Annotated in this window: 23 protein-coding genes and 1 tRNA gene; 6 read left to right on the top strand and 18 right to left on the bottom strand. The window is 64.2% G+C overall.

Annotation, left to right across the window (positions count from 1 at the left end; translation table 11 throughout):
* Positions 1–41: 41 nt before the first annotated feature.
* From NF616_RS08585 to ftsH, 6 genes are all read right to left on the bottom strand, one after another.
* A tRNA-Leu gene (locus NF616_RS08585) sits at positions 42–127 on the bottom strand.
* Positions 128–137: 10 nt separating this feature from the next.
* Positions 138–518 (bottom strand): preprotein translocase subunit SecG, encoded by a 381-nt coding sequence (gene secG, locus NF616_RS08580; RefSeq protein WP_252272811.1) that lies wholly within the window; start codon positions 516–518, stop codon positions 138–140.
* Between the two features lie 3 nt (positions 519–521).
* Positions 522–1,277 (bottom strand): triose-phosphate isomerase, encoded by a 756-nt coding sequence (gene tpiA, locus NF616_RS08575; protein WP_252272810.1) that lies wholly within the window; start codon positions 1,275–1,277, stop codon positions 522–524.
* Positions 1,278–1,342: 65 nt separating this feature from the next.
* The gene (gene glmM, locus NF616_RS08570; protein ID WP_252272809.1) at positions 1,343–2,680 is read right to left on the bottom strand and encodes a phosphoglucosamine mutase; all 1,338 of its coding nucleotides are present in this window, start codon (positions 2,678–2,680) and stop codon (positions 1,343–1,345) included.
* A gap of 14 nt (positions 2,681–2,694) precedes the next feature.
* Positions 2,695–3,546: a dihydropteroate synthase gene (folP, locus tag NF616_RS08565; RefSeq protein WP_252272808.1), complete on the bottom strand. Its 852-nt coding sequence runs from the start codon at positions 3,544–3,546 to the stop codon at positions 2,695–2,697.
* Between the two features lie 9 nt (positions 3,547–3,555).
* Entirely contained in the window at positions 3,556–5,460 is a 1,905-nt protein-coding gene (ftsH, locus tag NF616_RS08560; RefSeq protein ID WP_252272807.1) for an ATP-dependent zinc metalloprotease FtsH, read from the bottom strand.
* 445 nt (positions 5,461–5,905) lie between these two features.
* Between ftsH and yhbY the strand changes: the two genes are divergently transcribed.
* Entirely contained in the window at positions 5,906–6,217 is a 312-nt protein-coding gene (gene yhbY / locus NF616_RS08555; RefSeq protein WP_252272806.1) for a ribosome assembly RNA-binding protein YhbY, read from the top strand.
* A gap of 127 nt (positions 6,218–6,344) precedes the next feature.
* Here yhbY and NF616_RS08550 read toward each other — a convergent pair whose 3' ends face one another.
* The 8 genes from NF616_RS08550 to grpE all read right to left on the bottom strand — a co-directional run bounded on the left by NF616_RS08550 (position 6,345) and on the right by grpE (position 16,593).
* A complete protein-coding gene (locus NF616_RS08550) occupies positions 6,345–6,746 on the bottom strand; it encodes a DUF4149 domain-containing protein (RefSeq protein ID WP_252272926.1) in 402 nt (133 codons plus the stop codon).
* A gap of 10 nt (positions 6,747–6,756) precedes the next feature.
* Positions 6,757–7,233 carry a transcription elongation factor GreA gene (greA, locus tag NF616_RS08545; RefSeq protein WP_252272805.1) on the bottom strand — a complete coding sequence of 159 codons (477 nt, stop codon included), beginning with the start codon at positions 7,231–7,233 and terminating at the stop codon, positions 6,757–6,759.
* The gene (gene carB, locus NF616_RS08540) at positions 7,230–10,451 is read right to left on the bottom strand and encodes a carbamoyl-phosphate synthase large subunit (protein WP_252272804.1); all 3,222 of its coding nucleotides are present in this window, start codon (positions 10,449–10,451) and stop codon (positions 7,230–7,232) included. The genes greA and carB overlap by 4 nt, the downstream gene beginning before the upstream one ends.
* 36 nt (positions 10,452–10,487) lie before the next feature.
* A complete protein-coding gene (gene carA / locus NF616_RS08535; RefSeq protein ID WP_252272803.1) occupies positions 10,488–11,624 on the bottom strand; it encodes a glutamine-hydrolyzing carbamoyl-phosphate synthase small subunit in 1,137 nt (378 codons plus the stop codon).
* Positions 11,625–11,809: 185 nt separating this feature from the next.
* A complete protein-coding gene (gene dapB / locus NF616_RS08530; protein WP_252272802.1) occupies positions 11,810–12,613 on the bottom strand; it encodes a 4-hydroxy-tetrahydrodipicolinate reductase in 804 nt (267 codons plus the stop codon).
* An 84-nt stretch (positions 12,614–12,697) separates the two neighbouring features.
* On the bottom strand, positions 12,698–13,828 hold the full coding sequence (gene dnaJ, locus NF616_RS08525) for a molecular chaperone DnaJ (protein WP_252272801.1): 1,131 nt from the start codon (positions 13,826–13,828) through the stop codon (positions 12,698–12,700).
* 116 nt (positions 13,829–13,944) lie between these two features.
* The gene (gene dnaK / locus NF616_RS08520) at positions 13,945–15,861 is read right to left on the bottom strand and encodes a molecular chaperone DnaK (protein ID WP_252272800.1); all 1,917 of its coding nucleotides are present in this window, start codon (positions 15,859–15,861) and stop codon (positions 13,945–13,947) included.
* 108 nt (positions 15,862–15,969) lie between these two features.
* Complete coding sequence (gene grpE / locus NF616_RS08515) at positions 15,970–16,593, bottom strand: nucleotide exchange factor GrpE (RefSeq protein ID WP_350493486.1); 624 nt, start codon at positions 16,591–16,593, stop codon at positions 15,970–15,972.
* A gap of 92 nt (positions 16,594–16,685) precedes the next feature.
* Between grpE and recN the strand changes: the two genes are divergently transcribed.
* Positions 16,686–18,359, top strand: a complete 1,674-nt coding sequence (gene recN, locus NF616_RS08510; protein WP_252272798.1) for a DNA repair protein RecN — start codon at positions 16,686–16,688, stop codon at positions 18,357–18,359.
* Positions 18,360–18,418: 59 nt separating this feature from the next.
* On the opposite strand, the gene fur is transcribed toward recN, so the two are convergent.
* Positions 18,419–18,829, bottom strand: coding sequence for a ferric iron uptake transcriptional regulator (gene fur, locus NF616_RS08505; protein WP_137971020.1), 411 nt, complete (start codon positions 18,827–18,829; stop codon positions 18,419–18,421).
* A 97-nt stretch (positions 18,830–18,926) separates the two neighbouring features.
* Between fur and NF616_RS08500 the strand changes: the two genes are divergently transcribed.
* A complete protein-coding gene (locus tag NF616_RS08500; RefSeq protein WP_252272797.1) occupies positions 18,927–19,445 on the top strand; it encodes an outer membrane protein assembly factor BamE in 519 nt (172 codons plus the stop codon).
* A 55-nt stretch (positions 19,446–19,500) separates the two neighbouring features.
* On the opposite strand, the gene NF616_RS08495 is transcribed toward NF616_RS08500, so the two are convergent.
* Together NF616_RS08495 and NF616_RS08490 are read right to left on the bottom strand one after the other, a co-directional pair.
* Positions 19,501–19,806: an RnfH family protein gene (locus tag NF616_RS08495; RefSeq protein WP_252272796.1), complete on the bottom strand. Its 306-nt coding sequence runs from the start codon at positions 19,804–19,806 to the stop codon at positions 19,501–19,503.
* Positions 19,799–20,233, bottom strand: coding sequence for a type II toxin-antitoxin system RatA family toxin (locus NF616_RS08490; RefSeq protein ID WP_252272795.1), 435 nt, complete (start codon positions 20,231–20,233; stop codon positions 19,799–19,801). The genes NF616_RS08495 and NF616_RS08490 overlap by 8 nt, the downstream gene beginning before the upstream one ends.
* Before the next feature lie 130 nt (positions 20,234–20,363).
* Here NF616_RS08490 and smpB point away from each other — a divergent pair, with 130 nt between their 5' ends.
* Positions 20,364–20,846, top strand: coding sequence for an SsrA-binding protein SmpB (smpB, locus tag NF616_RS08485; protein WP_252272794.1), 483 nt, complete (start codon positions 20,364–20,366; stop codon positions 20,844–20,846).
* A gap of 83 nt (positions 20,847–20,929) precedes the next feature.
* Here the strand turns inward: smpB and NF616_RS08480 are convergent, their stop codons facing one another.
* On the bottom strand, positions 20,930–21,697 hold the full coding sequence (locus tag NF616_RS08480; protein ID WP_252272793.1) for an FCD domain-containing protein: 768 nt from the start codon (positions 21,695–21,697) through the stop codon (positions 20,930–20,932).
* 301 nt (positions 21,698–21,998) lie between these two features.
* On the opposite strand from NF616_RS08480, the gene NF616_RS08475 reads away from it, so the two are divergent.
* The gene (locus tag NF616_RS08475) at positions 21,999–23,684 is read left to right on the top strand and encodes a lactate permease LctP family transporter (protein ID WP_252272792.1); all 1,686 of its coding nucleotides are present in this window, start codon (positions 21,999–22,001) and stop codon (positions 23,682–23,684) included.
* 170 nt (positions 23,685–23,854) lie between these two features.
* Positions 23,855–25,000 (top strand): FMN-dependent L-lactate dehydrogenase LldD, encoded by a 1,146-nt coding sequence (lldD, locus tag NF616_RS08470; RefSeq protein ID WP_252272791.1) that lies wholly within the window; start codon positions 23,855–23,857, stop codon positions 24,998–25,000.
* The last annotated feature ends 131 nt before the right edge of the window (positions 25,001–25,131 follow it).

Below are 25,131 nucleotides of genomic sequence, written 5' to 3'. Positions count from 1 at the left end.
GAAAACGACAAGGCCCGCGATCTGCGGGCCTTGCCTTCATATGGTACCGAGGAGGGGACTCGAACCCCTACAGCCTATGGCCACTACCACCTCAAGGTAGCGTGTCTACCAATTCCACCACCTCGGCAAAGAGGGTATTACTTTTGCTCCGGAGCCGCCGGCACGTCGGATTTCTCCACCGCAGGCTTCTGCTCTTCGAGCACCGGGACGTCTTCGACGGCCGGCTTCTGCTGCACTTCCAGTACCGCTGGATCCGGCAGACCAGCTTGCGTCAGATTATCAGCTTTTTCTTTAGCAAAGAAGGCTAAACCCAAGCTGGTAATGAAAAAAACCGCGGCGAGTATAGCAGTAAAGCGACTCAGAAAAGTAGCAGAACCTTGGCTACCGAATACGGTTGCGGATGCACCGGCACCGAACGAGGCCCCCGCGTCGGCACCCTTGCCCTGCTGCAGCAGAACCAGACCAACGACACCGATGGCGCCCAGCAGATGTACGACGATTACGACTGTTTCCAGCATTTATCAGTTTCCTGCAGCGCGACAGATCGCACCAAACTCATCTGCATTCAAGGAGGCACCACCAATGAGCCCCCCGTCGATATCCTGCATGCCGAATAACTCGACAGCGTTGGCGGCCTTGACACTACCGCCGTACAGAATTCTTACACCGCGCGCCACCTCGGCATTCTCCGCACTCAACTGAGCGCGAATGGCTGCATGAACTTCCTGAGCCTGTTGCGGGGTCGCCGTCAGCCCGGTACCGATGGCCCAAACCGGCTCGTAGGCCACTACCGCTTTCGCGAAAGCCCCCACGCCCAATTCCTCAATCACGCTACCCAGCTGCTCGCCCACCACCGACAGAGTCTTGCCAGCCTGACGCTGCTCCAGGGTCTCGCCGATACAGAGCACCGGAACCAAACCACAGGACTGAGCGGCAGCAAACTTCCTACTGACCTGCTCGTCGCGCTCACCGAGAATCAAACGACGCTCGGAGTGCCCGACCAGAACCATGCTGCAACCGGCATCGGCCAATTGACTCGGCGCAATCTCGCCGGTCAACGCGCCCTGCATGGGCTCGACCGCACAGTTCTGCGCACCGACGGCAATGGACTTACCTTCCAGCCCCACCATGACCTGATTGAGATACAAGCAGGGCGGCATAACCGCAACTTCGACGCCGGTGGGTAGCGCTAGTTGGCGCAAGCCCTTGATCAGCTCTGCGACGCTGGCGCGGGTACCGTGCATTTTCCAGTTACCAGCTACCAGGGGGCGACGCATGCCAGACCTCGTCGTTCAAAGTGGGCGCAGATGTTACCCAAGAGCCTCTCCCCTCGCAAGCCGATTCAGGCGCAAACCTCGGCAACCACGTTTGCCAGCTCCTCGGCATAACCGCGCACCTGCACCTCGTCGTCGCCTTCGACCATTACCCGCACCAGCGGCTCGGTACCGGACTTGCGCAGCAGCACCCGGCCGCGCCCGGCCATAAGGTCGGTGACCCGGGCACAGGCATCCTTGACCGCTACATGCTCGACCGGATCGACATCGCCAGAGAACCGTACATTGATCAGCACCTGCGGGCACTTGCGCACCGCCTGCCGCGCCTCGGCCAGAGTTCGCCCAGCGCGCTTGAGCGCCAGCAGCACCTGCAGCGCGGCGATGATCGCATCGCCGGTGGTGGTGTGCTGACAGCACACCAGGTGACCGGAGTTCTCCCCCCCCAGCTGCCAGTCCCTCTGCAGCAGCTCGGCCATCACGTAGCGGTCGCCGACCTTGGCGCGAGCGAAGGGAACGCCCAGCTCACCAAGCGCGAGCTCGAGCCCCAGATTGCTCATCAGCGTACCCACGACGCCGCCCTGCAACTTGCCGCGTTCCTTCAGGTCGCGCGCAATGATGTACAGCAGCTCGTCGCCATCGACTATCGCACCAGTGTGGTCGACCATCAGCACGCGATCACCATCGCCGTCGAAGGCGATGCCGATATCCGCCTGCTGCGCCAGCACCTCGGCTTGCAGCGCGTCGACATGGGTAGAACCGCAATCGTCGTTGATGTTCAGGCCGTTCGGCTGCGCCGAGAGCACCGAGACCTGGGCACCCAGCTCACGAAAAACGCTGGGCGCCACCTTGTAAGTAGCGCCATGGGCGCAGTCAATGACCAACTTGAGTCCGGCGAAAGTCGTGCTAGTCGGCACGCTACTCTTACAGAATTCGATATAGCGTCCGGCCGCATCATTGATGCGCGAGACCTTGCCCAACTGTTCGGACTCCACCACGGTCATCGGCTGATCGAGAAGCTCCTCGATCATCAGCTCGATCTCGTCCGGCAGCTTGGTGCCCTTGCCCGAGAAGAACTTGAAGCCATTGTCATGGTGCGGATTATGCGAGGCACTGATGACGATGCCAGCCTCGGCCTGAAAGGTGCGCGTCAGATAAGCGATGGCCGGCGTGGGCATCGGCCCCAACAGCATCACGTCGGCACCTGCGGCAACCAATCCGGCCTCGAGCGCCGACTCGAACATGTAGCCGGAAATGCGCGTGTCCTTGCCGATCAGGATGCGGCACTTGCCCTGCTTGCGGAATGCCATGCCAGCGGCCCAGCCAAGCTTGAGGATAAACTCGGGAGTGATCGGAAATTGACCTACGCGACCGCGAATTCCGTCGGTACCAAAATACTTCCTGCTCATAGCCACTCCGATTCTTATTCTGCCGCCTGCACGGCAGCGATCATTCGCACGGCATCGACCGTCTCGGCAACGTCGTGGACCCGCAAAATGCAGGCCCCCTTGGCCACGGCCAGCGCCGCCAGAGCCAAGCTTCCCGGCAGGCGCTCGTCGACTTCACGCCCCAGCGCCTGACCAATCATACTCTTGCGCGATACGCCGACCAGCAATGGTCGCCCGAACTCGTGCAGCGCCTCCAGGCGCCTGAATAAACTCAGGTTGTGCGCGAGGGTCTTGGCGAAGCCGAAACCAGGATCGAGCACCACACGCTCTGGCGGGATTCCAGCCACGGTGCAGACTGACAGGCGCTGAGCTAGGAAATTCCCCACCTCCGCCACCACATCCTCATATCGAGGGCTCTGCTGCATGGTGCCCGGCTCCCCGAGCATATGCATCAGGCATACCGCCAGCCCGGTCTCGGCCGCAGCCTCAAGCGCACCCTCACGCCGCAGCGCACGCACGTCATTGATCATGCCGGCCCCGAGCCGCGCCCCTTCGCGCATCACGGCGGGAGTGGACGTATCCAGGGAGATGATGACATCCAGCTCGGCAGCGATGGTCTCGACCACCGGCGCCACACGCTCCAGCTCCTCGGTGGGCGAGACCGGGCGCGCACCGGGACGGGTGGACTCGCCACCGACATCGATCAGCGTCGCGCCGACTGCAACCATCTCGGCAGCATGGCGCAGCGCAGCGTCGCGCGCAGCAAAGCGGCCGCCATCGGAAAATGAGTCTGGAGTGACGTTGAGAATGCCCATCACGTGCGGATGAGCCAGATCGAGCGTCCGGCTGCCACAGGGCAGCCGGATCGGGTGTTGCGGAACGATCATTCGATGGCCTTAGTGCTCGCCGGCAGGACCACCGATGGGCGTTTCAGGACGCTCGGCCTGCTCCTTGGGCGCGGGAGTGCCCGAGCCGCCCTGCCAGTCACGCGGCTCCCGCGGAGTGCGACCAGCCATGATGTCGTCGATCTGATCGGAGTCGATGGTTTCGTACTTCATCAACGCGTCGGCCATCATGTCGAGCTTGTCGCGATTCTCTTCCAGCAGGCGCTTGGCGGTGGCGTAGCAGCCGTCGATGATGCTGCGCACTTCCTCGTCGATGGCCTTGGCGGTTTCACCCGACACATTGGCATGCTGACTACCGGCGCTACGACCGAGGAACACCTCGCCCTCCTCTTCCGCATACATCAGCGGACCGAGCTTCTCGGACAGGCCCCACTTGGTAACCATGTTCCGCGCCAGGCGGGTGGCACGCATGATGTCGTTGGAGGCGCCAGTGGTGACACCGTCGAACCCCAGCGTCATTTCCTCGGCGATACGACCGCCGAACAGCGAGCAGATCTGACTGGTCAGTGCGCGCTTGGACAGGCTGTAACGGTCCTCTTCCGGCAGGAACATGGTCACGCCGAGCGCACGACCACGCGGAATGATCGACACTTTATAGACCGGGTCATGCTCGGGCACCAAGCGCCCGACGATAGCGTGCCCAGCCTCGTGGTACGCGGTATTGAGCTTCTCCTTCTCAGACATGACCATGGACTTGCGCTCGGCGCCCATCATGATCTTGTCCTTGGCCAGTTCGAATTCCTTCATCTCGACCAGGCGCTTGCTGGCGCGAGCGGCGAACAGCGAAGCCTCGTTGACCAGGTTGGCCAGGTCGGCGCCGGAGAAGCCCGGGGTACCGCGCGCAATGACCGCGGCATCGACGTTGTCACCCACCGGCACCTTGCGCATGTGCACTTTCAGAATCTGCTCGCGACCACGGATGTCGGGCAGACCGACCACCACCTGGCGATCGAAACGCCCCGGACGCAGCAGCGCCGGATCGAGCACGTCGGGACGGTTGGTGGCCGCGATGACGATGATCCCATCATTCATCTCGAAGCCGTCCATCTCCACCAGCAACTGGTTGAGGGTCTGCTCGCGCTCGTCATGACCACCACCCAGGCCGGCGCCACGATGGCGACCGACGGCGTCGATCTCGTCGATGAAGATAATGCACGGGGCGTGCTTTTTAGCCTGCTCGAACATGTCGCGGACACGACTGGCGCCCACACCGACGAACATTTCGACGAAGTCGGAGCCGGAAATGGTGAAGAACGGCACCTTGGCCTCACCCGCGATGGCCTTGGCCAGCAGTGTCTTACCGGTGCCGGGCGGACCTACCATCAGCACGCCACGCGGAATACGGCCACCCAGACGCTGGAATTTGCCCGGGTCACGGAGGAACTCGACCAGTTCGCCGACTTCTTCCTTGGCTTCGTCACAACCGGCGACATCGGCCAGCGTGGTCTTGACCTGATCTTCGGAGAGCAGACGCGCCTTGGATTTGCCGAAGCTCATCGGGCCGCCGCGACCACCACCCCCGCCCTGCATCTGGCGCATGAAGAACATGAACACGGCAATGATCACCAGGATCGGGAAGCTGGCGACCAGCAACTGGGTCCAGATGCTCTGGCGCTCGGGCTGCTTGCCGACGATCTCGACGTTGTTGTCGATCAGATCCTTGATCAGACCGCGGTCTTCGATCGCCGGACGAACGGTCTCGAACACGGTGCCATCGAGGTTCTTGCCGCTGATGATGTAGCCATCGACGGTGACCTGCTTGACCTTACCTTCCTGGACCTGCTGGATGAACTCGGAATAGTTCAGCTTGCCGGTGTCGCTCGGGCTGGAGAAGTTGTTCATCACCGTGACCAAGACGGCTGCAATGATCAGCCACAGGATCAGGTTCTTTGCCATGTCGTTCAATTCGCTACCCTCTGAAGCGAGCCTCGTCCTGAAAACGCGCTTCGCATGACGGCTGGTGGATTACCAACCTAACTTACTACACAACCCCCGCCCCAGGCAGAAGCCGTCTGTAACCCTTTATGAGACCTTTGGCCAATCGACCCCGGTCCTGAGCACCGGTTCAGTCTAGGCACGGAGCCATTTACGGGCCAGTGCCAACGAGCCGGCCTTCCGCTGTCATATGGGGGCCATATCGGGAAACACAAGGCCTGACCGAACAGCTTCGCCGACGCAAGACCATTGCCGAGACCAGTCTTGGGCCTTGCTCGAATAGAAATGGGCGCGCCCGGCCGGCTCGGGTACACTACGCGGTTTTTGCGGCCGGCATGCGGCAGAAGGAGCAACGGCTACGGCCGCCTTCCGAACGGGCCGACCACCACAGCAGCAGGGTCAGATCATGGCGCTTACCAACGAACAGAAGAAACACTTCAAATCCATCGGCCACCACCTCAAGCCGGTGTTGATCGTGGCCGAGAACGGCCTGACCGAAGGCGTGCTGGCCGAGCTGGAGCGCGCCCTCAACGATCACGAGCTGATCAAGGTGCAGTTCCGCCTGACCGAGCGCGAGGATCGCCGCGCCCTGATCGACGAGTTGGTGAGCGCCGCGCGCTGCGAACTGGTCCAGGTGATCGGCAAGATGGCCCTGATCTATCGCAAGAATCCCAAGCCGAACAAGAACCTGTCCAACATCCATCGCTACCAGGCCTGACGCCAGCCTGCGGGCCACTGCGAGCCGTCAACTGCGGCTCGCTACCAGCGAAAACAGAGCTGCCGAAGCGGGTCTGCGAATCGGCAGCTGAGAACGCCAAGCTCCCGCCCCCGCCCTGCGATTGCGCTTATTCGCTGCGCTGCTCCGGCAGCGGCTGCAGGATCAGCACCAGCCCGCACAGGGCGACCACCAGATAATTGAACAGCAGCCAGCGAGCGGCGTCTGGCTGGTATTGGCGCACAACGAAGAACACCACCACCATCCCCACCACCAACAGCAGCAATTGCCCGCGCAGGTCACGCCACAGGCTGCGCAGGCCTTCCGCCTGCACCAGCACCATGCCTTGCACCAGCGCGCAGAAGGCGGCGAAACCGATCAGCAATGGACTGAGGGTGTTCTTGACCTCCTCGACGAGCAGCGGCGCCAGTCCCATCCTCTCCAGTCCCGGCAGCATGACGAAGTGCAGCAGCCACAGGCCGCCAACCCAGAAGGTCTGGGCCAGCTGCCAGCTGATGACTCCGGCTCGCAGCGGGCCGCGCTTAAAGATGGCGGACCTCGACGATCTCGTACTCGACCAGGCCACTGGGTGTCTTCACCGCCACGACATCGCCCTCTTCCTTGCCCACCAGAGCGCGGGCGATAGGCGAGCTGACCGAGAGCTTGCCGACTTTGATATCGGCCTCGTCCTCGCCCACGATCTGATAGGTCACGCTCTCGTCGGTCTCGACATTGGCGATATCCACGGTGGTACCGAAGATCACCTTGCCGGTGTGAGCGATGGCGGTGACGTCGATCACCACCGCGTGCTGCAGGCGGCCCTCGATGTCACGGATACGCGCCTCGACCATGCCCTGCTGTTCGCGGGCGGCGTGGTACTCGGCGTTTTCCTTGAGGTCGCCCAGCTCGCGCGCCTCGCCGATGTCCTGGCTGAGCTTGGGACGCACCACCTTGGTCAGATGGGCCAGCTCTTCCTCCAGGGCGCGAGCGCCCTGAACGGTCATGGGGTACTTGTTCATGCCTTGATTCCTGCATGCAGATCCTGCAGCCGGCGCACGGTCTTCTCGGGACCGAACTTGAGCGCCTCACAGATCGCCTGACCGGCCGCGATGGTGGTGGTGCAGTAGATCTTGTGCTGCAGAGCGTTACGACGGATGGAGTAGGAGTCAGCGATGGACTGACGGCCTTCGGTTGTGTTGATGATCAGGGTGACTTCGTCATTCTTGATCATGTCGACGACGTGCGGACGGCCCTCGGTCACCTTGTTCACGCGACGCACCGGCAGGCCCGCCGCCTCGATCACCTTGGCGGTGCCCGCGGTGGCGACGACCTCGAAGCCCAGCTCGACCAAATCGCGCGCGACCTGAACCGCCTGCTCCTTGTCGTCCTCGCGCACGCTGATGAACGCGCAGCCGGTGTTCGGCAGGATCTCGCTGGCGCCCAACTGCGCCTTGGAGAAGGCCTCGCCGAAGGTATCGCCCACACCCATGACTTCACCGGTGGACTTCATCTCCGGGCCGAGGATGGGGTCGACGCCGGGGAACTTGGCAAACGGGAACACCGCTTCCTTGACGCTGAAGTACGGCGGAATCACTTCCTCGGCGTAACCGGCCTCGGCCAGCGACTTACCGGCCATGACGCGGGCCGCCACCTTGGCCAGCGACTCGCCGACGCACTTGGAGACGAACGGCACGGTACGCGAGGCGCGCGGGTTGACCTCGATGACGTAGATGTCTTCGCCCTGCACGGCCATCTGCACGTTCATCAGGCCGACCACGCCGAGCTCCAGGGCCATTTTCTTGACCTGCTCGCGGATCTCGTCCTGGATGTGCTTGGGCAGCGAGTACGGCGGCAGCGAGCAGGCCGAGTCACCGGAGTGCACGCCGGCTTGTTCGATGTGCTGCATGATCGCGCCGATCACCACGGTCTCGCCGTCGCACACCGCATCCACGTCCACTTCGATGGCGCAGTTGAGGAAGCGATCCAGCAGCACCGGGCTGTCGTTGGACACTTTCACCGCTTCGCGCATGTAGCGCTTGAGCTCTTCTTCCTGGTAGACGATTTCCATCGCCCGACCGCCCAGCACGTAGGACGGACGCACGACCATCGGGTAACCGATGTTCTTCGACAGAGCCAGGGCCTCGTCTTCGCTGCGCGCGGTGGCGTTGGCCGGCTGGCGCAGGCCGAGGCGCTGCACCATCTGCTGGAAGCGCTCGCGGTCTTCGGCACGGTCGATGGCCTCGGGGCTGGTACCGATGATCGGCACACCCGCCTCTTCCAGGGCGCGACAGATCTTCAGTGGCGTCTGGCCGCCGTACTGGACGATGACGCCCTTCGGCTGTTCGACGCGGACGATTTCCAGCACGTCTTCCAGGGTCACCGGCTCGAAGTACAAACGGTCGGAGGTGTCGTAGTCGGTGGAAACGGTTTCCGGGTTGCAGTTGACCATGATGGTCTCGTACCCGTCTTCACGCATGGCCAGCGCCGCATGCACGCAGCAGTAGTCGAACTCGATGCCCTGGCCGATGCGGTTGGGGCCGCCGCCGAGGATCATGATCTTCTCGCGGCTCGACGGATTGGCCTCGCACTCCTCCTCGTAGGTCGAGTACATATAGGCGGTGTCGGTGGCAAATTCCGCGGCACAGGTGTCCACGCGCTTGTACACCGGCAGCACCTTGAGCTTGTGGCGATGGGCGCGCAGGCTCTTCTCGGAAACGCCGAGCAGCTTGGCCAGGCGCGCATCGGAGAAGCCCTTGCGCTTGAGCTTGAACATCAGGTCGTAGTCGATGGCGGACAGGCCGAGGGTCTTGACCCTCTCCTCGTCCTTGATCAGGTCTTCGATCTGTACCAGGAACCACTCGTCGATGCGGGTCAGCTCGAACACATCGGCGACGCTCTTGCCGGCGCGGAAGGCGTCGGCCACGTACCAGATGCGATCGGCGCTCGGCACGGTCAGCTCGCGACGCAGGGTGCTCTCGGCTTCCGGGTCGTTCAGGTCGAGCTTCTCGTCGAAACCGGCGACGCCGACTTCCAGGCCGCGCAGGGCTTTCTGCATGGACTCCTGGAAGGTCCGGCCGATGGCCATGACTTCACCGACAGACTTCATCTGGGTGGTCAGGCGGGCGTCGGCCTTGGGGAATTTCTCGAAGGCGAAACGCGGCACCTTGGTCACCACATAGTCGATGGCCGGCTCGAACGACGCCGGGGTGCGACCGCCGGTGATGTCGTTGGACAGCTCGTCCAGGGTATAGCCGACGGCCAGCTTGGCGGCGATCTTGGCGATCGGGAAGCCGGTGGCCTTGGAGGCCAGCGCCGAGGAACGCGACACGCGCGGGTTCATCTCGATCACCACCATGCGCCCGGTGTTCGGGCAGATGCCGAACTGCACGTTGGAGCCGCCGGTTTCCACGCCGATCTCGCGCAGCACCGCCAGGGAGGCGTTACGCAGGATCTGGTATTCCTTGTCGGTCAGGGTCTGGGCCGGGGCCACGGTGATCGAGTCACCAGTGTGCACGCCCATCGGGTCGAAGTTCTCGATGGAGCAGACGATGATGCAGTTGTCCTTCTTGTCGCGGACCACCTCCATTTCGTATTCCTTCCAGCCGATCAGCGATTCGTCGATCAGCAGCTCGCTGGTCGGCGACAGGTCCAGGCCGCGGGCGCAGATCTCTTCGAACTCTTCACGGTTGTAGGCGATGCCGCCACCGGTGCCGCCCATGGTGAAGGACGGACGGATGATGCAGGGGAAGCCGACCTTCTCCAGCACGCCGTAGGCTTCTTCCATGTTGTGGGCGATGCCGGAAACCGGGCAGGCCAGGCCGATGTCTTTCATCGCCTTGTCGAAGCGCGAGCGGTCTTCGGCCTTGTCGATGGTATCGGCGTTGGCACCGATCATCTCGACGCCGAACTTTTCCAGGATGCCGTGCTTTTCCAGGTCCAGGGCGCAGTTCAGCGCGGTCTGGCCGCCCATGGTCGGCAGCAGCGCGTCCGGACGCTCCTTCTCGATGATCTTGGCCACGGTGGCCCACTTGATCGGCTCGATGTAGGTGGCGTCGGCCATGGCCGGGTCGGTCATGATGGTGGCCGGGTTGGAGTTCACCAGGATGACGCGGAAGCCTTCTTCCTTCAGGGCCTTGCAGGCCTGGGCGCCGGAGTAGTCGAACTCGCAGGCCTGGCCGATGACGATGGGGCCGGCGCCGAGGATCAGGATGCTTTTGATGTCTGTACGTTTTGGCATAGCGGTTACTCGAATCCTTGGGTCAGTCGGCGGGGCTTAACGGCGCTTGGCCATGGCTTCGATGAAGCGGTCGAACAGCGGGGCGACGTCGTGCGGGCCCGGGCTGGCTTCCGGGTGGCCCTGGAAGCTGAAGGCGTCCTTGTCGGTACGCTCGATGCCCTGCAGGGTGCCGTCGAACAGCGACTTGTGGATCGCCCGCAGGTTGGCCGGCAGGCTGGCCTCGTCCACGGCGAAGCCGTGGTTCTGGCTGGTGATCATCACCACACCCGTGTCGAGGTCCTGTACCGGGTGGTTGGCGCCGTGGTGGCCGGTGCCCATCTTCACGGTCTTCGCGCCCGAGGCCAGGGCCAGCAGCTGGTGGCCAAGGCAGATGCCGAACAGCGGAATCTCGGTATTGAGAATTTCCTTGATCGCCTGGATCGCGTAGTCGCACGGCTCGGGGTCACCGGGGCCGTTGGAGAGGAAAACGCCGTCCGGGTTCAGGGCCAGCACTTCGCTGGCCGGGGTCTGCGCCGGCACCACGGTGATGCGGCAGCCGCGCGCGACCAGCATACGCAGGATGTTGACCTTGACGCCGTAGTCATAGGCCACCACGCGGTACGGCAACTCACTGGCATCGATTTCCGGGTGGCTGTCGCTCTTCAGGTTCCACACGCTGGAGCGCCACTCGTAGCGCTCGGTGCAGCTGACCACCTTGGCCAGGTCCATGCCCTTGAGGCCGGGGAAGCTGCGCGCCAGCTCCAGGGCCTTTTCCTCGGTGGCATCTTCGCCAGCCAGGATGCAGCCGTTCTGCGAACCTTTTTCGCGCAGGATGCGGGTCAGACGACGGGTGTCAATGCCGGCGATGGCGACGGTGCCGTTTTCCTTCAGGTACTCATCCAGCGGCTGCTTGTTGCGCCAGTTGCTGGAAAGCAGCGGCAGGTCGCGGATGATCAGGCCGGCGGCCCAGACCCGGTTGGATTCGGAATCTTCCGGGGTGGTGCCGGTATTGCCGATGTGCGGGTAGGTCAGGGTGACGATCTGTTGGGCATAGGAGGGATCGGTGAGGATTTCCTGATAGCCGGTCATGGCGGTGTTGAACACCACCTCACCGATGGTATGCCCGTCGGCCCCGATGGCTTCGCCACGGAAGATGCTGCCGTCAGCGAGGGCGAGTATGGCTGGCTTAGTCAAGAAGACCTCCCTTAGATCTGCTGCTTGCTCAAACGCAGGTTGTAAAAAAGCGGGATGACGTATTGACCGTCACCCCGCTTCTTTATCTGATTCATTCTGCGTAACTTTTAGTGGACACACTAAAGCGGGCAGCTTACAGGAAAGGCCCTTTTCGGTCCAGCAATTGCATGGACCAAAAAGGCATTTCAGTTCAGCCCCAGCACGTCCTGCATGTCATAAAGCCCGGCCGGTTGCGCCTGCAGCCAAAGCGCGGCGCGCACCGCGCCCTTGGCGAAGGTCATGCGACTGGAGGCCTTGTGAGTGATCTCCACGCGCTCGCCCTCGGCCGCGAACAGCACGGTGTGATCGCCGACCACATCGCCGGCGCGCACGGTGGCGAAGCCGATGGTCTCGCGCTCGCGGGCGCCGGTCTGGCCCTCGCGCCCGTAGACCGCCACCTTCTGCAGGTCGCGCCCCAGGGCATTGGCCACCACCTCGCCCATGCGCAGCGCGGTACCGGATGGCGCGTCGACCTTGTGCCGGTGATGCGCCTCGATGATCTCGATGTCCACGTCATCGCCCAGCACGCGGGCGGCGGTGTCCAGCAGCTTGAGGCAGAGATTCACGCCGACGCTGTAGTTGGCGGCGAAGACGATCGGAATTTCTTTGGCCGCCTCGCTCAGCAACTGCTTCTCCTCCGGCGAGAAGCCGGTGGTGCCGATGACCATGGCCTTGCCCGCCTGGCGGCAGACTTCCAGGTTTTTCAGGGTCACCGACGGATGGGTGAAGTCGATCAGCACGTCGAACCGATCAAGTACCGCACCCAGATCACCCGCGAGCGTCACGCCCAGCTTGCCCTGCGCCACCAGCTCGCCGGCATCGGCGCCGATCAGACTGCTGTCGGGGCGGTCGACGGCCGCAGTCAGCTGCGCGCCTTCCGCCTGGCCGATCGCCTCGATCAGAATCTTGCCCATGCGCCCGGCGGCGCCCATCACTGCAATACGTCGCATAACCTCAGCTCCACGCTGCAAGCCTCGAACGGCGGGCCCGACGCACGATTACCCGCGCCCCGGCCCGCCGCCCGCGGCATTCACTCAAATATCACCGAAGAAACGCTTCATGCCGTCAAACCAGCCGCTGGCCTTGGGCGAATGGGAGCTGTCGCCTTCCAGCGACTTGCGGAATTCCTCCAGCAGCTCGCGCTGACGCTTGTCCAGGTTGACCGGCGTCTCCACCGCCACCCGGCACATCAGGTCGCCCGCGCCACCGCCGCGCACCGGCGCCACGCCCTTGCCGCGCAGGCGGAACAGCTTGCCGGTCTGGGTGCCCTCCGGGATCTTCAGCTTGACGCGGCCGTCCAGGGTCGGCACTTCCAGTTCGCCGCCCAGTGCCGCATCGGCGAAGCTGATCGGCACCTCGCAGTACAGGTGCTTGCCGTCGCGCTGGAAGATCGGATGCTCGCGCACGTTGACCACTACATAGAGGTCGCCGGCCGGCCCGCCCTGGGAACCCGCCTCACCCTCGCCGGACAGACGGATGCGGTCGCCGGTGTCGACGCCCGCCGGTACCTTGACCGACAAGGTCTTGCTCTCTTCCACACGGCCCTGACCGTGGCAGCTGCCACAGGGGTCGGTGATCATCTTGCCGCTGCCGTGGCAGCGCGGGCACGTCTGCTGGACCGAGAAGAAGCCCTGTTGCATGCGCACCTGGCCAATGCCACCGCAGGTGGTACAGGTCACCGGGCTGGTGCCCTTCTTGGCGCCGGTACCGTCGCAGGTCTTGCAGCCGACCAGGGTCGGCACGCGGATGGTCACGGTGGTGCCGCGCACCGCCTCTTCCAGGTCCAGCTCGAGGGTATAACGCAGGTCGCTGCCGCGCTGGGCACCGCCACGCTGACCGCCGCGACCGCCGCCACCGAAGAAGTCACTGAACACATCGCCGAAGATGTCGGAGAAGTTCGCGCCGCCCGCACCGAAACCACCGCCGCCACCCATCTGCGGGTCGACGCCGGCATGGCCGTACTGGTCGTAGGCCGAGCGCTTGGCGGCATCGGAAAGCACTTCGTAGGCCTCGTTGGCCTCCTTGAATTTCTCTTCCGCGGCCTTGTCATCTGGATTGCGGTCGGGGTGGTACTTCATCGCCAGGCGGCGATAGGCCTTCTTCAGGTCCGCCTCGCTGGCGCCGCGCTCCACACCGAGCACTTCGTAAAAGTCACGTTTGGCCATAAATCCTCAACACCTTTGATTCACAGGCTCCAGACACGCCAACGCGGGAGCAAGCCCCCGCGCGGAGAATCGCCGACCGCGCGAAGCGGCCGGCTGGCACCTCAGTAAGCGGGAGCTTACTTGTTGTCCTTGACCTCTTCGAACTCGGCGTCGACCACGTCGTCACCGGCGTCCTTGGCCTCATCCGCGCCCTGGGCGGCAGCGCCCGGTTGCGGCTGCTCGGCGTACATCTTCTGCGCCAGCGGGGTGGTGGCCTCGGACAGGGCATTGATCTTGGCCTCGATCTCGGCCTTGTCGTCGCCCTTCAGCGCGGTTTCCAGATCGCCGATGGCCTTCTCGATGGCCGCCTTCTCGTCGGCCGTGGCCTTGTCACCGGCCTCGGTGACCATCTTGCGAGTGGCGTGGACCAGACCGTCGCCCTGGTTGCGGGCCGCGGCCAGCTCCTCGAACTTGCGGTCTTCCTCGGCGTTGGCCTCGGCGTCACGCACCATGCGCTCGATCTCGTCGTCGGACAGGCCAGAGTTGGCCTTGATCACGATCGACTGCTGCTTGCCGGTGGCCTTGTCTTTGGCGCCGACGTGCAGGATGCCGTTGGCGTCGATGTCGAAAGTCACCTCGATCTGCGGCACGCCACGCGGCGCCGGCGGGATCTCGGCCAGGTCGAACTTGCCCAGCGACTTGTTCTGTGCGGCCTGCTTGCGCTCGCCCTGCAGCACGTGGATGGTCACGGCGCTCTGGTTGTCGTCGGCGGTGGAGAACACCTGCGACTTCTTGGTCGGGATGGTGGTGTTCTTCTCGATCAGCGGGGTCATCACGCCGCCCATGGTCTCGATGCCCAGGGTCAGCGGGGACACGTCGAGCAGCAGCACGTCCTTGACGTCACCGGCCAGCACGGCGCCCTGGATGGCGGCACCGATGGCCACCGCTTCGTCCGGGTTGACGTCCTTGCGCGCCTCCTTGCCGAAGAACTCGGCGACCTTCTGCTGCACCAGCGGCATGCGAGTCTGGCCACCGACCAGGATCACCTCGTCGATGCTGCCCACGTCCAGACCGGCGTCTTTCAGCGCGATGCGGCACGGCTCGATGGTGCGGGACACCAGTTCCTCGACCAGGGCTTCCAGCTTGGCGCGGGAAATCTTCACGTTGAGGTGCTTCGGACCGGTCGCATCGGCGGTGATGTACGGCAGGTTGACGTCGGTCTGCTGAGCGGACGACAGCTCGATCTTGGCCTTCTCGGCGGCTTCCTTCAGGCGCTGCATGGCCAGGGGATCGCCCTTCAGGTCAATGCCGGATTCCTTCTTGAATTCGTCGGCGAGGTAGTCGATCAGACGGATGTCGAAGTCTTCGCCGCCGAGGAAGGTGTCACCGTTAGTGGCCAGCACCTCGAACTGGTGCTCGCCGTCGACTTCGGCGATCTCGATCACCGACACGTCGAAGGTACCGCCGCCCAGGTCGTAGACGATCACGGTGTGGTCGCCCTTGGCCTTGTCCATGCCATAGGCCAGCGCGGCCGCGGTCGGCTCGTTGATGATGCGTTTGACGTCCAGACCGGCGATGCGACCGGCATCCTTGGTGGCCTGGCGCTGGCTGTCGTTGAAGTAGGCCGGCACGGTGATCACCGCTTCGGTTACGGTCTCGCCCAGGTAATCCTCGGCGGTCTTCTTCATCTTCTTCAGCACTTCGGCGCTGATCTGCGGCGGCGCCATCTTCTGGCCCTTCACTTCCACCCAGGCGTCACCGTTGTCGGCCTTGGCGATCTTGTAGGGGACCATCTTGATGTCTTTCTGCACCACGTCTTCCTCGAAGCGGCGGCCGATCAGGCGCTTAACCGCGTAGAGGGTGTTGTGCGGGTTGGTCACGGCCTGGCGCTTGGCGCTCTGGCCGACCAGGGTCTCGCCGTCGTTGGTGTAGGCGATGATCGACGGGGTGGTACGCGCACCCTCGGCGTTCTCGATGACCTTGACGCTGCCGTTTTCCAGGATGGCGACGCAGGAGTTGGTGGTCCCCAGGTCGATACCGATGATTTTGCCCATGTTCACTGTCTCCGAAACTCTGTCTTTAACCTTGAGTACGTCGCGCCTTGTCGCGCGCCGTCAGCTAATGAATCGCTTGCCTTGTAGATGGGGCCGTTACCGACTATTTCAAGCCTGCTCGTCGATCGAAGGCTGCGGTGCCAGCGGCGCCTTGCTCACGACCACCATGGCCGGACGCAACAGACGGCCGCTGAGCAGGTAGCCCTTCTGGAACACCTTGAGCACGGTGTTCGGCTCGACGTGGGTGCTCTCCTCCATCGCCATGGCCTGGTGATGCTCGGGATTGAACGGTGTGCCGTGCGGGTCGACCGCCTCCAGCTGATGCCGCTTGAGGGTGTCCTGGAACAGCTTGAGGGTCAGTTCCATGCCCTCGCGCATGGCCTTGCTCGCCTCGTCGGCGGCGCTGGTCATCTCCAGCCCGCGCTCTAGGCTGTCGACCACCGGCAGCAGGTCGTTGGCGAACTTCTCCAGCGCGAATTTGTGCGCCTTCTCCACATCCTGCTCGGCGCGGCGACGCACGTTCTGCAGGTCGGCCGCCATGCGCAGGGACTGATCCTGGGCCGCTGCCAGTTGCTCCTCGAGGGCCTGCACGCGTGCCGCCGCCTCGTCGCCGACGGCCGCTTCGGGCGCCAGTTGCTCTTCCGGGGTCGGGTTGTCCAGGTTCTGCTCGTCTGCCATTGGGTCCTCCTGTGATTGCTCGGCGGGTTCTGACCCGCGCTTCTTGCCGCCTATATGGGGGCCACGCACAAGGTTTCAAGGGTTATTGCCGCGGCAAAACAAAACACTGTATAAATACCCAGCACAAATTATCGAGGTCGCTCTCCATGCTGGTGCACCTGTCCATCCACAATTACGCTATCGTCGAACACCTGGATCTGGAGCTGGAACGCGGCATGTCCGTGATCACCGGCGAGACCGGCGCCGGCAAGTCGATCATGCTCGATGCCCTCGGCCTGGCCCTGGGCGACCGCGCCGACAGCGGCGTAGTGCGCCCCGGCGCGGACAAGGCCGACATTCTCGCCAGCTTCGATCTTGAGGACATCGCCGAGGCCCGCGCCTGGCTCGCCGAACGCGACCTGGACAACGACGGCCCATGCATCTTGCGCCGCGTCATCACCAGCGAGGGCCGCTCGCGCGGCTACATCAACGGCGCGCCCTGCCCGCTCGGCGACCTCAAGGCCCTGGGCGAGCTGCTGATCGATATCCACAGCCAGCACGAGCACCAGTCGCTGCTCAAGCCCGACACCCATCGCCGCCTGCTCGACGAATATGCCGGCAGCCAGGAGCTGGCGCGCCAGGTGCAGCTGGCCGCCCAGCGCTGGCGCCAGACCCGCCAGGAGCTGCAGCGCCTGTCCTCGACCGGCGACGAGCAGCGCGCCCGTCACCAATTGCTCAGCTACCAACTGGAAGAGCTGGAGAACCTGGCCCTGGGCGACAACGAACTGGAACAGCTGGAGCAGGACCACAAGACCCTGAGCAGCGCCGAACAACTGCTCGGCGCCTGTCGCCAGGTCCTCGAGCTGTGCAGCGAGAGCGACGCCGGCAACGTGCTGTCGGCACTCACCGCCAGCCTCAACCGGCTCAGCGGTTTCACCAGCCAGCCGAGCGCGCTGGGCGAGGCGACCAACCTGCTGGCCAGCGCACAGATCCAGGTCGAGGAAGCGGTCGGCGAACTGAATCGTTTCGTCGATCACTTCGACGCCGATCCCCAGCGCCAGCAGCAGATCGAGGAACGCCTGGACGCCATTTACAGCTTGGCGCGCAAACACCGCGTACAGCCCTTCGAACTGGCCGAACTGCAGCAGCGCCTGCTGGAAGAACTCGAGAGCCTCAATGCCGACGACGAGGCGGTCGAGCGACTCGGCGAAGAGCTGGCCGCCTACGCGCGTCACTATCAGGAGAAGGCCGCCGAACTGAGCACCCTGCGCCATCAGGCCGCCGAACGCCTGGCGAGCGCCGTGCAGGTGGAAATGCAGGATCTTGGCATGCCCGGCGGCCGCTTCAACATCGAGCTGTCGACCGCCGGCAGCGACGAGCCGCAGCCGCATGGCCTCGAACAGGTCGAGTTCCTGGTCAGCGCCAACCCCGGCCAGCCAATCAAGTCGCTGGCCAAGGTCGCCTCGGGTGGCGAGCTGTCGCGCATCAGCCTGGCCATCCAGGTGATCACCGCGCAGACCTCACGCGTGCCGACCCTGGTATTCGACGAGGTGGACGTCGGCATCGGCGGCCCCACCGCCGAGGTGGTCGGCCAGTTGCTGCGCCGCCTCGGCGAGCGCGGTCAGGTGCTGACCGTGACCCACCTGCCGCAGGTGGCGGCGCAGGGTCACCAGCATCTGTTCGTGCACAAGGCGCGCGGCAAGGACAGCACGCAGACGGCAGTGGCCAACCTGACGCCGGAAGGCCGAATCGAAGAGATCGCGCGCATGCTCGGCGGCGTCGACCTCACCGAGGAATCCCTGGCCCACGCCCGCAAGATGGTGACCAAGGCCCAGGCCTGAGCCACAGCCACAAAAAAAGGCGCCCCGCAGGGCGCCTTTTTATTCGGTTGAACCTGCGCTTATTTCTTCTTGCGCACGTACAGCACCAGATTGTGGTCGACCAGCTCGAAACCGTGCTGCTTGACGATCTCTTTCTGCAGCTTCTCGATCTCCGGATCGAAGAACTCGATCACCTCACCGGAATCCACGCAGACCATATGGTCGTGGTGGCCACTGTCGGCGAGCTCGAACACGGCGTGACCGCCGTCGAAATTGTGGCGTTCGACCAGGCCGGCGGCCTCGAACTGGGTGAGTACCCGGTAGACGGTGGCGAGGCCCACGTCTTCGCCGGCCTCCATCAGCGCCTTGTACACATCCTCGGCGCTCATGTGGCGCTGGCCGGAGGTGGCCGAGTCGAGCATTTGCAGAATTTTCACACGCGGCAGGGTGACCTTGAGGCCAGCTTTGCGCAGTTCGTTGTTTTCAACCATGGTCGGCTTTCTCGTGGTTGCTGCTTCGCAGCTCCCGTTTATGCGGGTATGATCGGGGTTTAATTTGCCCAGCCAAGATAGTGGAAGTCACCCACCGATGCAAAACACCAAGCTCTTGCTGCCCAGCCTCACCCTCGTGGGTCTGTTCGCACTCGCCGGCTGTTCGTTTCCCGGGGTCTACAAGATCGATATCCAGCAGGGCAACGTCGTTACGCAGGACATGATAGACCAGTTGAAGCCCGGAATGACCCAACGCCAAGTGCGGTTTATCATGGGCAACCCGCTGATCACCGATACCTTCCATGCCAAGCGCTGGGATTACCTGTACAGCATCCAGCCGGGCGGTCGTCAGCGCTATCAGGAGCGCGTGAGCCTGATGTTCGACGGCAACGACCAGTTGATCGGCCTGGCCGGCGACTTCATGCCCGGCGTCAGCCGCGACCAGGAAATCATGGGCGAAGGCAGCGACACCAACGTGCAGCAGCCGCAGACCGAACAACCGACGGAAGAACCGGCCAAGCCGGGTTCCCTGCTGGAGCAGATCCAGGACGAAGTGGACGCCGCCGAGCCCATCCCGGTGCCGATCCCCGAGCCGCTCGACCCGCAGCCGCAGTAAGCGCGGCGCCCAGAAAAAAGCCCGGCCAGTGCCGGGCTTTTTCATGCCTGCCGATTCATTCACCCTGCTGCGCCGCCCGGGCCCGCGCGGCCCTCGCCTTGCGCACTTCCTTGGGGTCGGCCAGCAATGGCCGGTAGATCTCCACCCGGTCGCCCGCCTCGAGCAGCCGCTCCTCCGGCTTGGCGACGAGCTTGCCGAATATGCCCAGCGGCGCGGCAGCCAGATCCAGGCCGGGGAAATGACCATCCAGCCCCGAGCGCAACGCCGCCTCGCGCACCGTGGTGCCTACGGGCACGCTCAGGCGCAGCAGCACCTGCTCACCGGCCAAGGCATGCGCAACCTCGACTTCGATATCAGCCATGCAGCTGCTTGGCCCGCTGACAGAAGGCGTCGACCATGGTGTTGGCGGCCTGGGTGAAGAGCGGGCCGAGGGTCGCCTTGACCAACGGGCCGGCGTAGTCGAAGGTCAGATCGAGGCTGATCTTGCAGGCCTTGTCGCCGAGCGCCTTGAATTCCCACAGACCATGCAGTTGAGAGAACGGGCCCTCGACCAGACGCATCTCGATGGACTTGCCCGGCACCAGGCGGTTGTGGGTGCTGAACTGCTGGCTGATGCCACCCTTGGCCACCGTCAGGGTGGCGCGCATCTCGCTCTCGCTGGCCTCCAGCACCTCGGCCGCCGCGCACCAGGGTAGGAACTGCGGATAGCTGGCCACATCGTTGACCAGGTCGAAGAGGGCCTGCGCCGGATAGGGCAACAGGGCCGAGCGTTGGATGCGGGTGCTCATCAGCCTTGGATTCCTGAAACTGCTGCGCCGCACTGCCGACGCCACGGAGCGCGCATTGTGCGGAATTCGACCTGCCCCCTCAAGCGCACCTGTCGCCAGGTTCGCGCCGACTCCCTATAATGCGCGCCCTATGGCTAAACAGAAAAAGCATCCCACCGGGACCATCGCGCTGAACAAGAAGGCGCTGCACGACTACTTCATCGAACACAAGTTCGAGGCCGGCCTGGTCCTGTCCGGCTGGGAAGTGAAGAGCCTGCGCGCCGGCAAGGCGCAGCTGGTAGACAGCTACATCCTGCTCAAGGATGACGAAGCCTGGCTGATGGGCTGCCACATCACCCCGCTGAAGACCGCCAGCACCCACGTCATCGCCGATCCGATCCGCACCCGCAAGCTGCTGCTTAACAAGCGCGAGCTGGACAAGCTGTTCGGCTCGGTGCAGCAGAAGGGCTACACCTGCGTAGCCCTGTCGATCTACTGGAAAGCCCACCTGATCAAGTGCGAGATCGCGCTGGCCAAGGGCAAGAAGGACTTCGACAAGCGCCATACCGAGAAAGAGCGCGACGCCAATCGCGAAGTCCAGCGCGCCATGCGCAGCAAGGGCAAGGACGAATAAGACAAAGGGCGGATCATCCGCCCTTTTTTTCTGGCCCGCATCTCCGATGCAAACGGCCATGCCGCGAGCGTTCGAGCCCGCCCTTACAATCCCTGCCGACGCTGCGACCGCTCCAGCCGCTTGGCCTCCTGCTGCGCCTCGGCCAGCACCTCCTGCACATAGTGGATGTGGTGATTGGACAGCTCGCGGGCTTCGCCCGCGCGGCGCTCGATGATCGCCTCGTACAGCGCCCGGTGCTGCTCGCGCAGCCGCTCGCGGGTCTCGCTGCGCTGCAGGTACATGCCGCCGATGTTGGTCACCACGTTGTGCTTGAGCAGGTCGAACAGGCCGCGGATGGTGTGCAGCAGCACGGCGTTGTGGCTGGCCTCGGCAATGGCCAGGTGAAAGCGCGCATCCGCCGCGCCCTCCTCGGCCCGGCTGGCCTTGCTGTCCGGTGCGTAGCAGCGCTGCAGTTCGTCGTAGGCGGCGCGCAGGCGCTCATGATCGACCGGCGTGGCGCGCTGGGCCGCATAGAAGGCGCAGGAGCCCTCCAGCGTGTGGCGGAACTCCAGTAGGTCGCGCTGGGCGTCCGGATTGCTCTCCAGCAGGTGCAGCAGCGGGTCGCTGAAGGTCGAGCCCAGCCCTGCCGCCACATAGTTGCCGCCACCCTGGCGGCTGACCAGCAAGCCCTTGGCCACCAGCTTCTGGATCGCCTCGCGCAGCGATGGCCGCGACACGCCGAAGCGCTCGGCCAGTAGCCGTTCCGCCGGCAGGCGTTCACCGGCCTTGAGGGCCCCCTCGAGAATCATCGTTTCCAGCCGTTCGACGATGTCGTCCGACAGGCGGCGCTGCCGCACCTGACCGAATGTCATACCACTTTCACCTTAAATTCCCAGCACGCCGCAGCTTGTGCCACGGCATTTGCCGGGCAGCCTAACCAGCCCCGCCCGGCGCCACAAGCAGCGCGGCGCGAGCACCCTACTCGACCAAAGTCGCAGACAGACAAATTGACACGACCGAAGTCAGGCTTTTACCCTGAGCGCCTGACTTTGTAAATTGGTATTACCAATTATCCCAAAGTCATCGAGTCGCTCGATCTGCCGCCGCCGGGCCAGAAGCCTGAGGACCACCGAGCGCGAGGCACCTCCAAAAACAATTAGGGAGCCACCCGCAATGCAAACCTGGCAACAGCTCTATACCCCGCTCGGCAGCCTCGGCCTGTCGGCGCTCGCCGCACTGATTCCGATCATCTTCTTCTTCCTCGCCCTGGCCGTGTTCCGCCTCAAGGGCCACATCGCCGGCACCATTACCCTGGCGCTGTCGCTGCTGGTGGCGATCTTCGCCTTCGGCATGCCCGCCGAGAAAGCCTTCGCCGCCGCCGGCTACGGCTTCGCCTACGGCCTTTGGCCAATCGCCTGGATCATCGTCGCGGCGGTGTTCCTCTACAAACTCGCGGTCAAGAGCGGCCAGTTCGAGGTGATCCGCAGCTCGGTGCTGTCGATCACCGATGACCAGCGCCTGCAGGTGCTGCTGATCGGCTTCTCCTTCGGCGCCTTCCTCGAAGGCGCGGCCGGCTTCGGCGCACCGGTGGCGATCACCGCCGCCCTGCTCGTCGGCCTCGGCTTCAACCCGCTGTACGCCGCCGGCCTGTGCCTGATCGCCAACACCGCGCCGGTGGCCTTCGGCGCCCTGGGCATCCCGATTACCGTGGCCGGCCAGGTCACCGGCATCGACCCGTTCAAGATCGGCGCCATGACCGGCCGCCAGCTGCCGCTGCTGTCGATCATCGTGCCGTTCTGGCTGGTAGCGATGATGGATGGCTGGAAAGGTATCAAGGAAACCTGGCCAGCCGCGCTGGTCGCCGGTGGCAGCTTCGCCGTCACCCAGTACTTCACTTCCAACTTCATCGGCCCGGAACTGCCGGACATCACCTCGGCCCTGGTCAGCCTGATCAGCCTGACCCTGTTCCTCAAGGTCTGGAGCCCGCGTCGCGCCGAAGACAGCGAAGTAGTCAGCGTCTCCGGCGGTGCCGCCACCCTGGGCGGCTTCGGCGGCCAGAGCGGCGCCACCCCGTCGCCGTACAGCTTCGGCGAGATCCTCAAGGCCTGGTCGCCCTTCCTGGTGCTGACCGTGCTGGTCACCATCTGGACCCTCAAGCCGTTCAAGGCCATGTTCGCCCCGGGCGGCGCGCTGGAGAGCTTCGTCTTCCTGTTCGCCATCCCGCACCTGGACCAGCTGGTACTGAAAGTCGCGCCAATCGTCGCCAACCCCACGCCGATCCCGGCCGTGTTCAAGCTGGACCCGATCTCCGCCACCGGTACCGCGATCTTTTTCTCGGCACTGATCTCCATGCTGATCCTGAAGATCGACCTCAAAACTGGTCTTACCACTTTTAAGGAAACCTTCATCGAGCTGAAGTGGCCGATCCTGTCCATCGGCATGGTGCTGGCCTTCGCCTTCGTCACCAACTTCTCCGGCATGTCCACCACTATGGCCCTGGTCCTGGCTGGCACCGGCTCGCTGTTCCCGTTCTTCTCGCCGTTCCTCGGCTGGCTGGGCGTGTTCCTGACCGGCTCGGACACCTCGTCCAACGCCCTGTTCGGCTCGCTGCAAGCCACCACCGCGCACCAGATCGGGGTCAACGACACCCTGCTGGTAGCGGCCAACACCAGCGGCGGCGTGACCGGCAAGATGATCTCGCCGCAATCCATCGCCGTGGCCTGCGCTGCCACCGGCATGGTCGGCAAGGAATCCGACCTGTTCCGCTTCACTCTCAAGCACAGCCTGATCTTCGCCACCTTCGTTGGCCTGATCACCCTGGTTCAGGCCTACTGGCTGACCGGCATGCTCGTGCACTGAGGACATTCGGATCTGCTGCGCGTCGGCGATACAGCGTTAGACATGGCCTCGGGCTGCTCATTTACAGCTCGTAAACTCCGCGCCCTCGGCCATGTCTGCCTTGTCTCGCTCTAGCTCGCGAGATCCGTCCGCAACATCGTTGTTCCCATTTTCCAATGGATGAGAAGCCAATGATCATCTCCGCCTCCACCGACTACCGCGCCGCCGCCCAACGCCGGCTGCCGCCGTTCCTGTTCCACTACATCGACGGCGGCGCCTACGCCGAGTACACGATGCGGCGCAACGTCGAGGACCTGGCCGGTATCGCCCTGCGGCAGCGCGTGCTGAAGAACATGTCCGAGCTGAGCCTGGAAACCGAGCTGTTCGGCGAGAAGCTGGCCATGCCGCTGGCCCTGGCCCCGGTCGGCCTGACCGGCATGTACGCCCGCCGCGGCGAGGTGCAGGCAGCCAAGGCGGCGGCGGCCAAGGGCATCCCCTTCACCCTGTCCACTGTCTCGGTCTGCCCGATCGAGGAAGTGGCGCCGGCCATCGACCGGCCGATGTGGTTCCAGCTCTACGTGCTGAAGGACCGCGGTTTCATGCGCAACGCCCTGGAGCGGGCCAAGGCCGCCGGCGTCACCACCCTGGTGTTCACCGTCGACATGCCCACTCCTGGCGCGCGCTACCGCGACGCCCATTCCGGCATGAGCGGCCCGAATGCAGCCGCACGGCGCATGCTGCAAGCCGTCACCCACCCGGCCTGGGCCTGGGACGTGGGCGTACTGGGCAAGCCGCACGACCTCGGCAACATCTCCACCTACCGTGGCAATCCCACCGGCCTTGCCGACTACATCGGCTGGCTGGGGGCCAATTTCGATCCGTCGATCTCCTGGAAGGACCTGGAGTGGATCCGTGAATTCTGGGACGGCCCGATGGTGATCAAGGGCATCCTCGACCCCGAGGACGCCCGCGACGCCGTGAAATTCGGCGCCGACGGCATCGTCGTGTCCAACCACGGCGGCCGCCAGCTCGACGGCGTGCTGTCCAGCGCCCGCGCCCTGCCGGCCATCGCCGACGCGGTGAAGGGCGAGCTGAAGATCCTCGCCGACTCCGGCATCCGCACCGGCCTCGACGTGGTGCGCATGCTCGCCCTCGGCGCCGACGGCGTGATGCTCGGCCGCGCCTTCGTCTACGCCCTGGCCGCCGCCGGCGGTGCGGGTGTGAGCAACCTGCTCGAGCTGTTCGAAAAGGAAATGCGCGTGGCCATGGTCCTCACCGGCGCCAAGTCGATCGCCGATATCAGCCGCGACTCGCTGGTGCGTGAACTGGGCGTCTGACGCCCAGCCCTCCACGCCCTATCAGGGCGTGGAAACACTGCGAGTGCACACCAGCGCCGCAGTGCAGCCAGGCGGGCATGCCCGTCCGGTGTAGCCGACAATAACAAGCAGGGCCGCCACAAGCGGCCCGC

Source organism: Pseudomonas subflava, assembly GCF_023823685.1.
Taxonomy (GTDB): domain Bacteria; phylum Pseudomonadota; class Gammaproteobacteria; order Pseudomonadales; family Pseudomonadaceae; genus Aquipseudomonas; species Aquipseudomonas subflava.
This window is presented reverse-complemented; position numbering and strand designations above follow the sequence as displayed.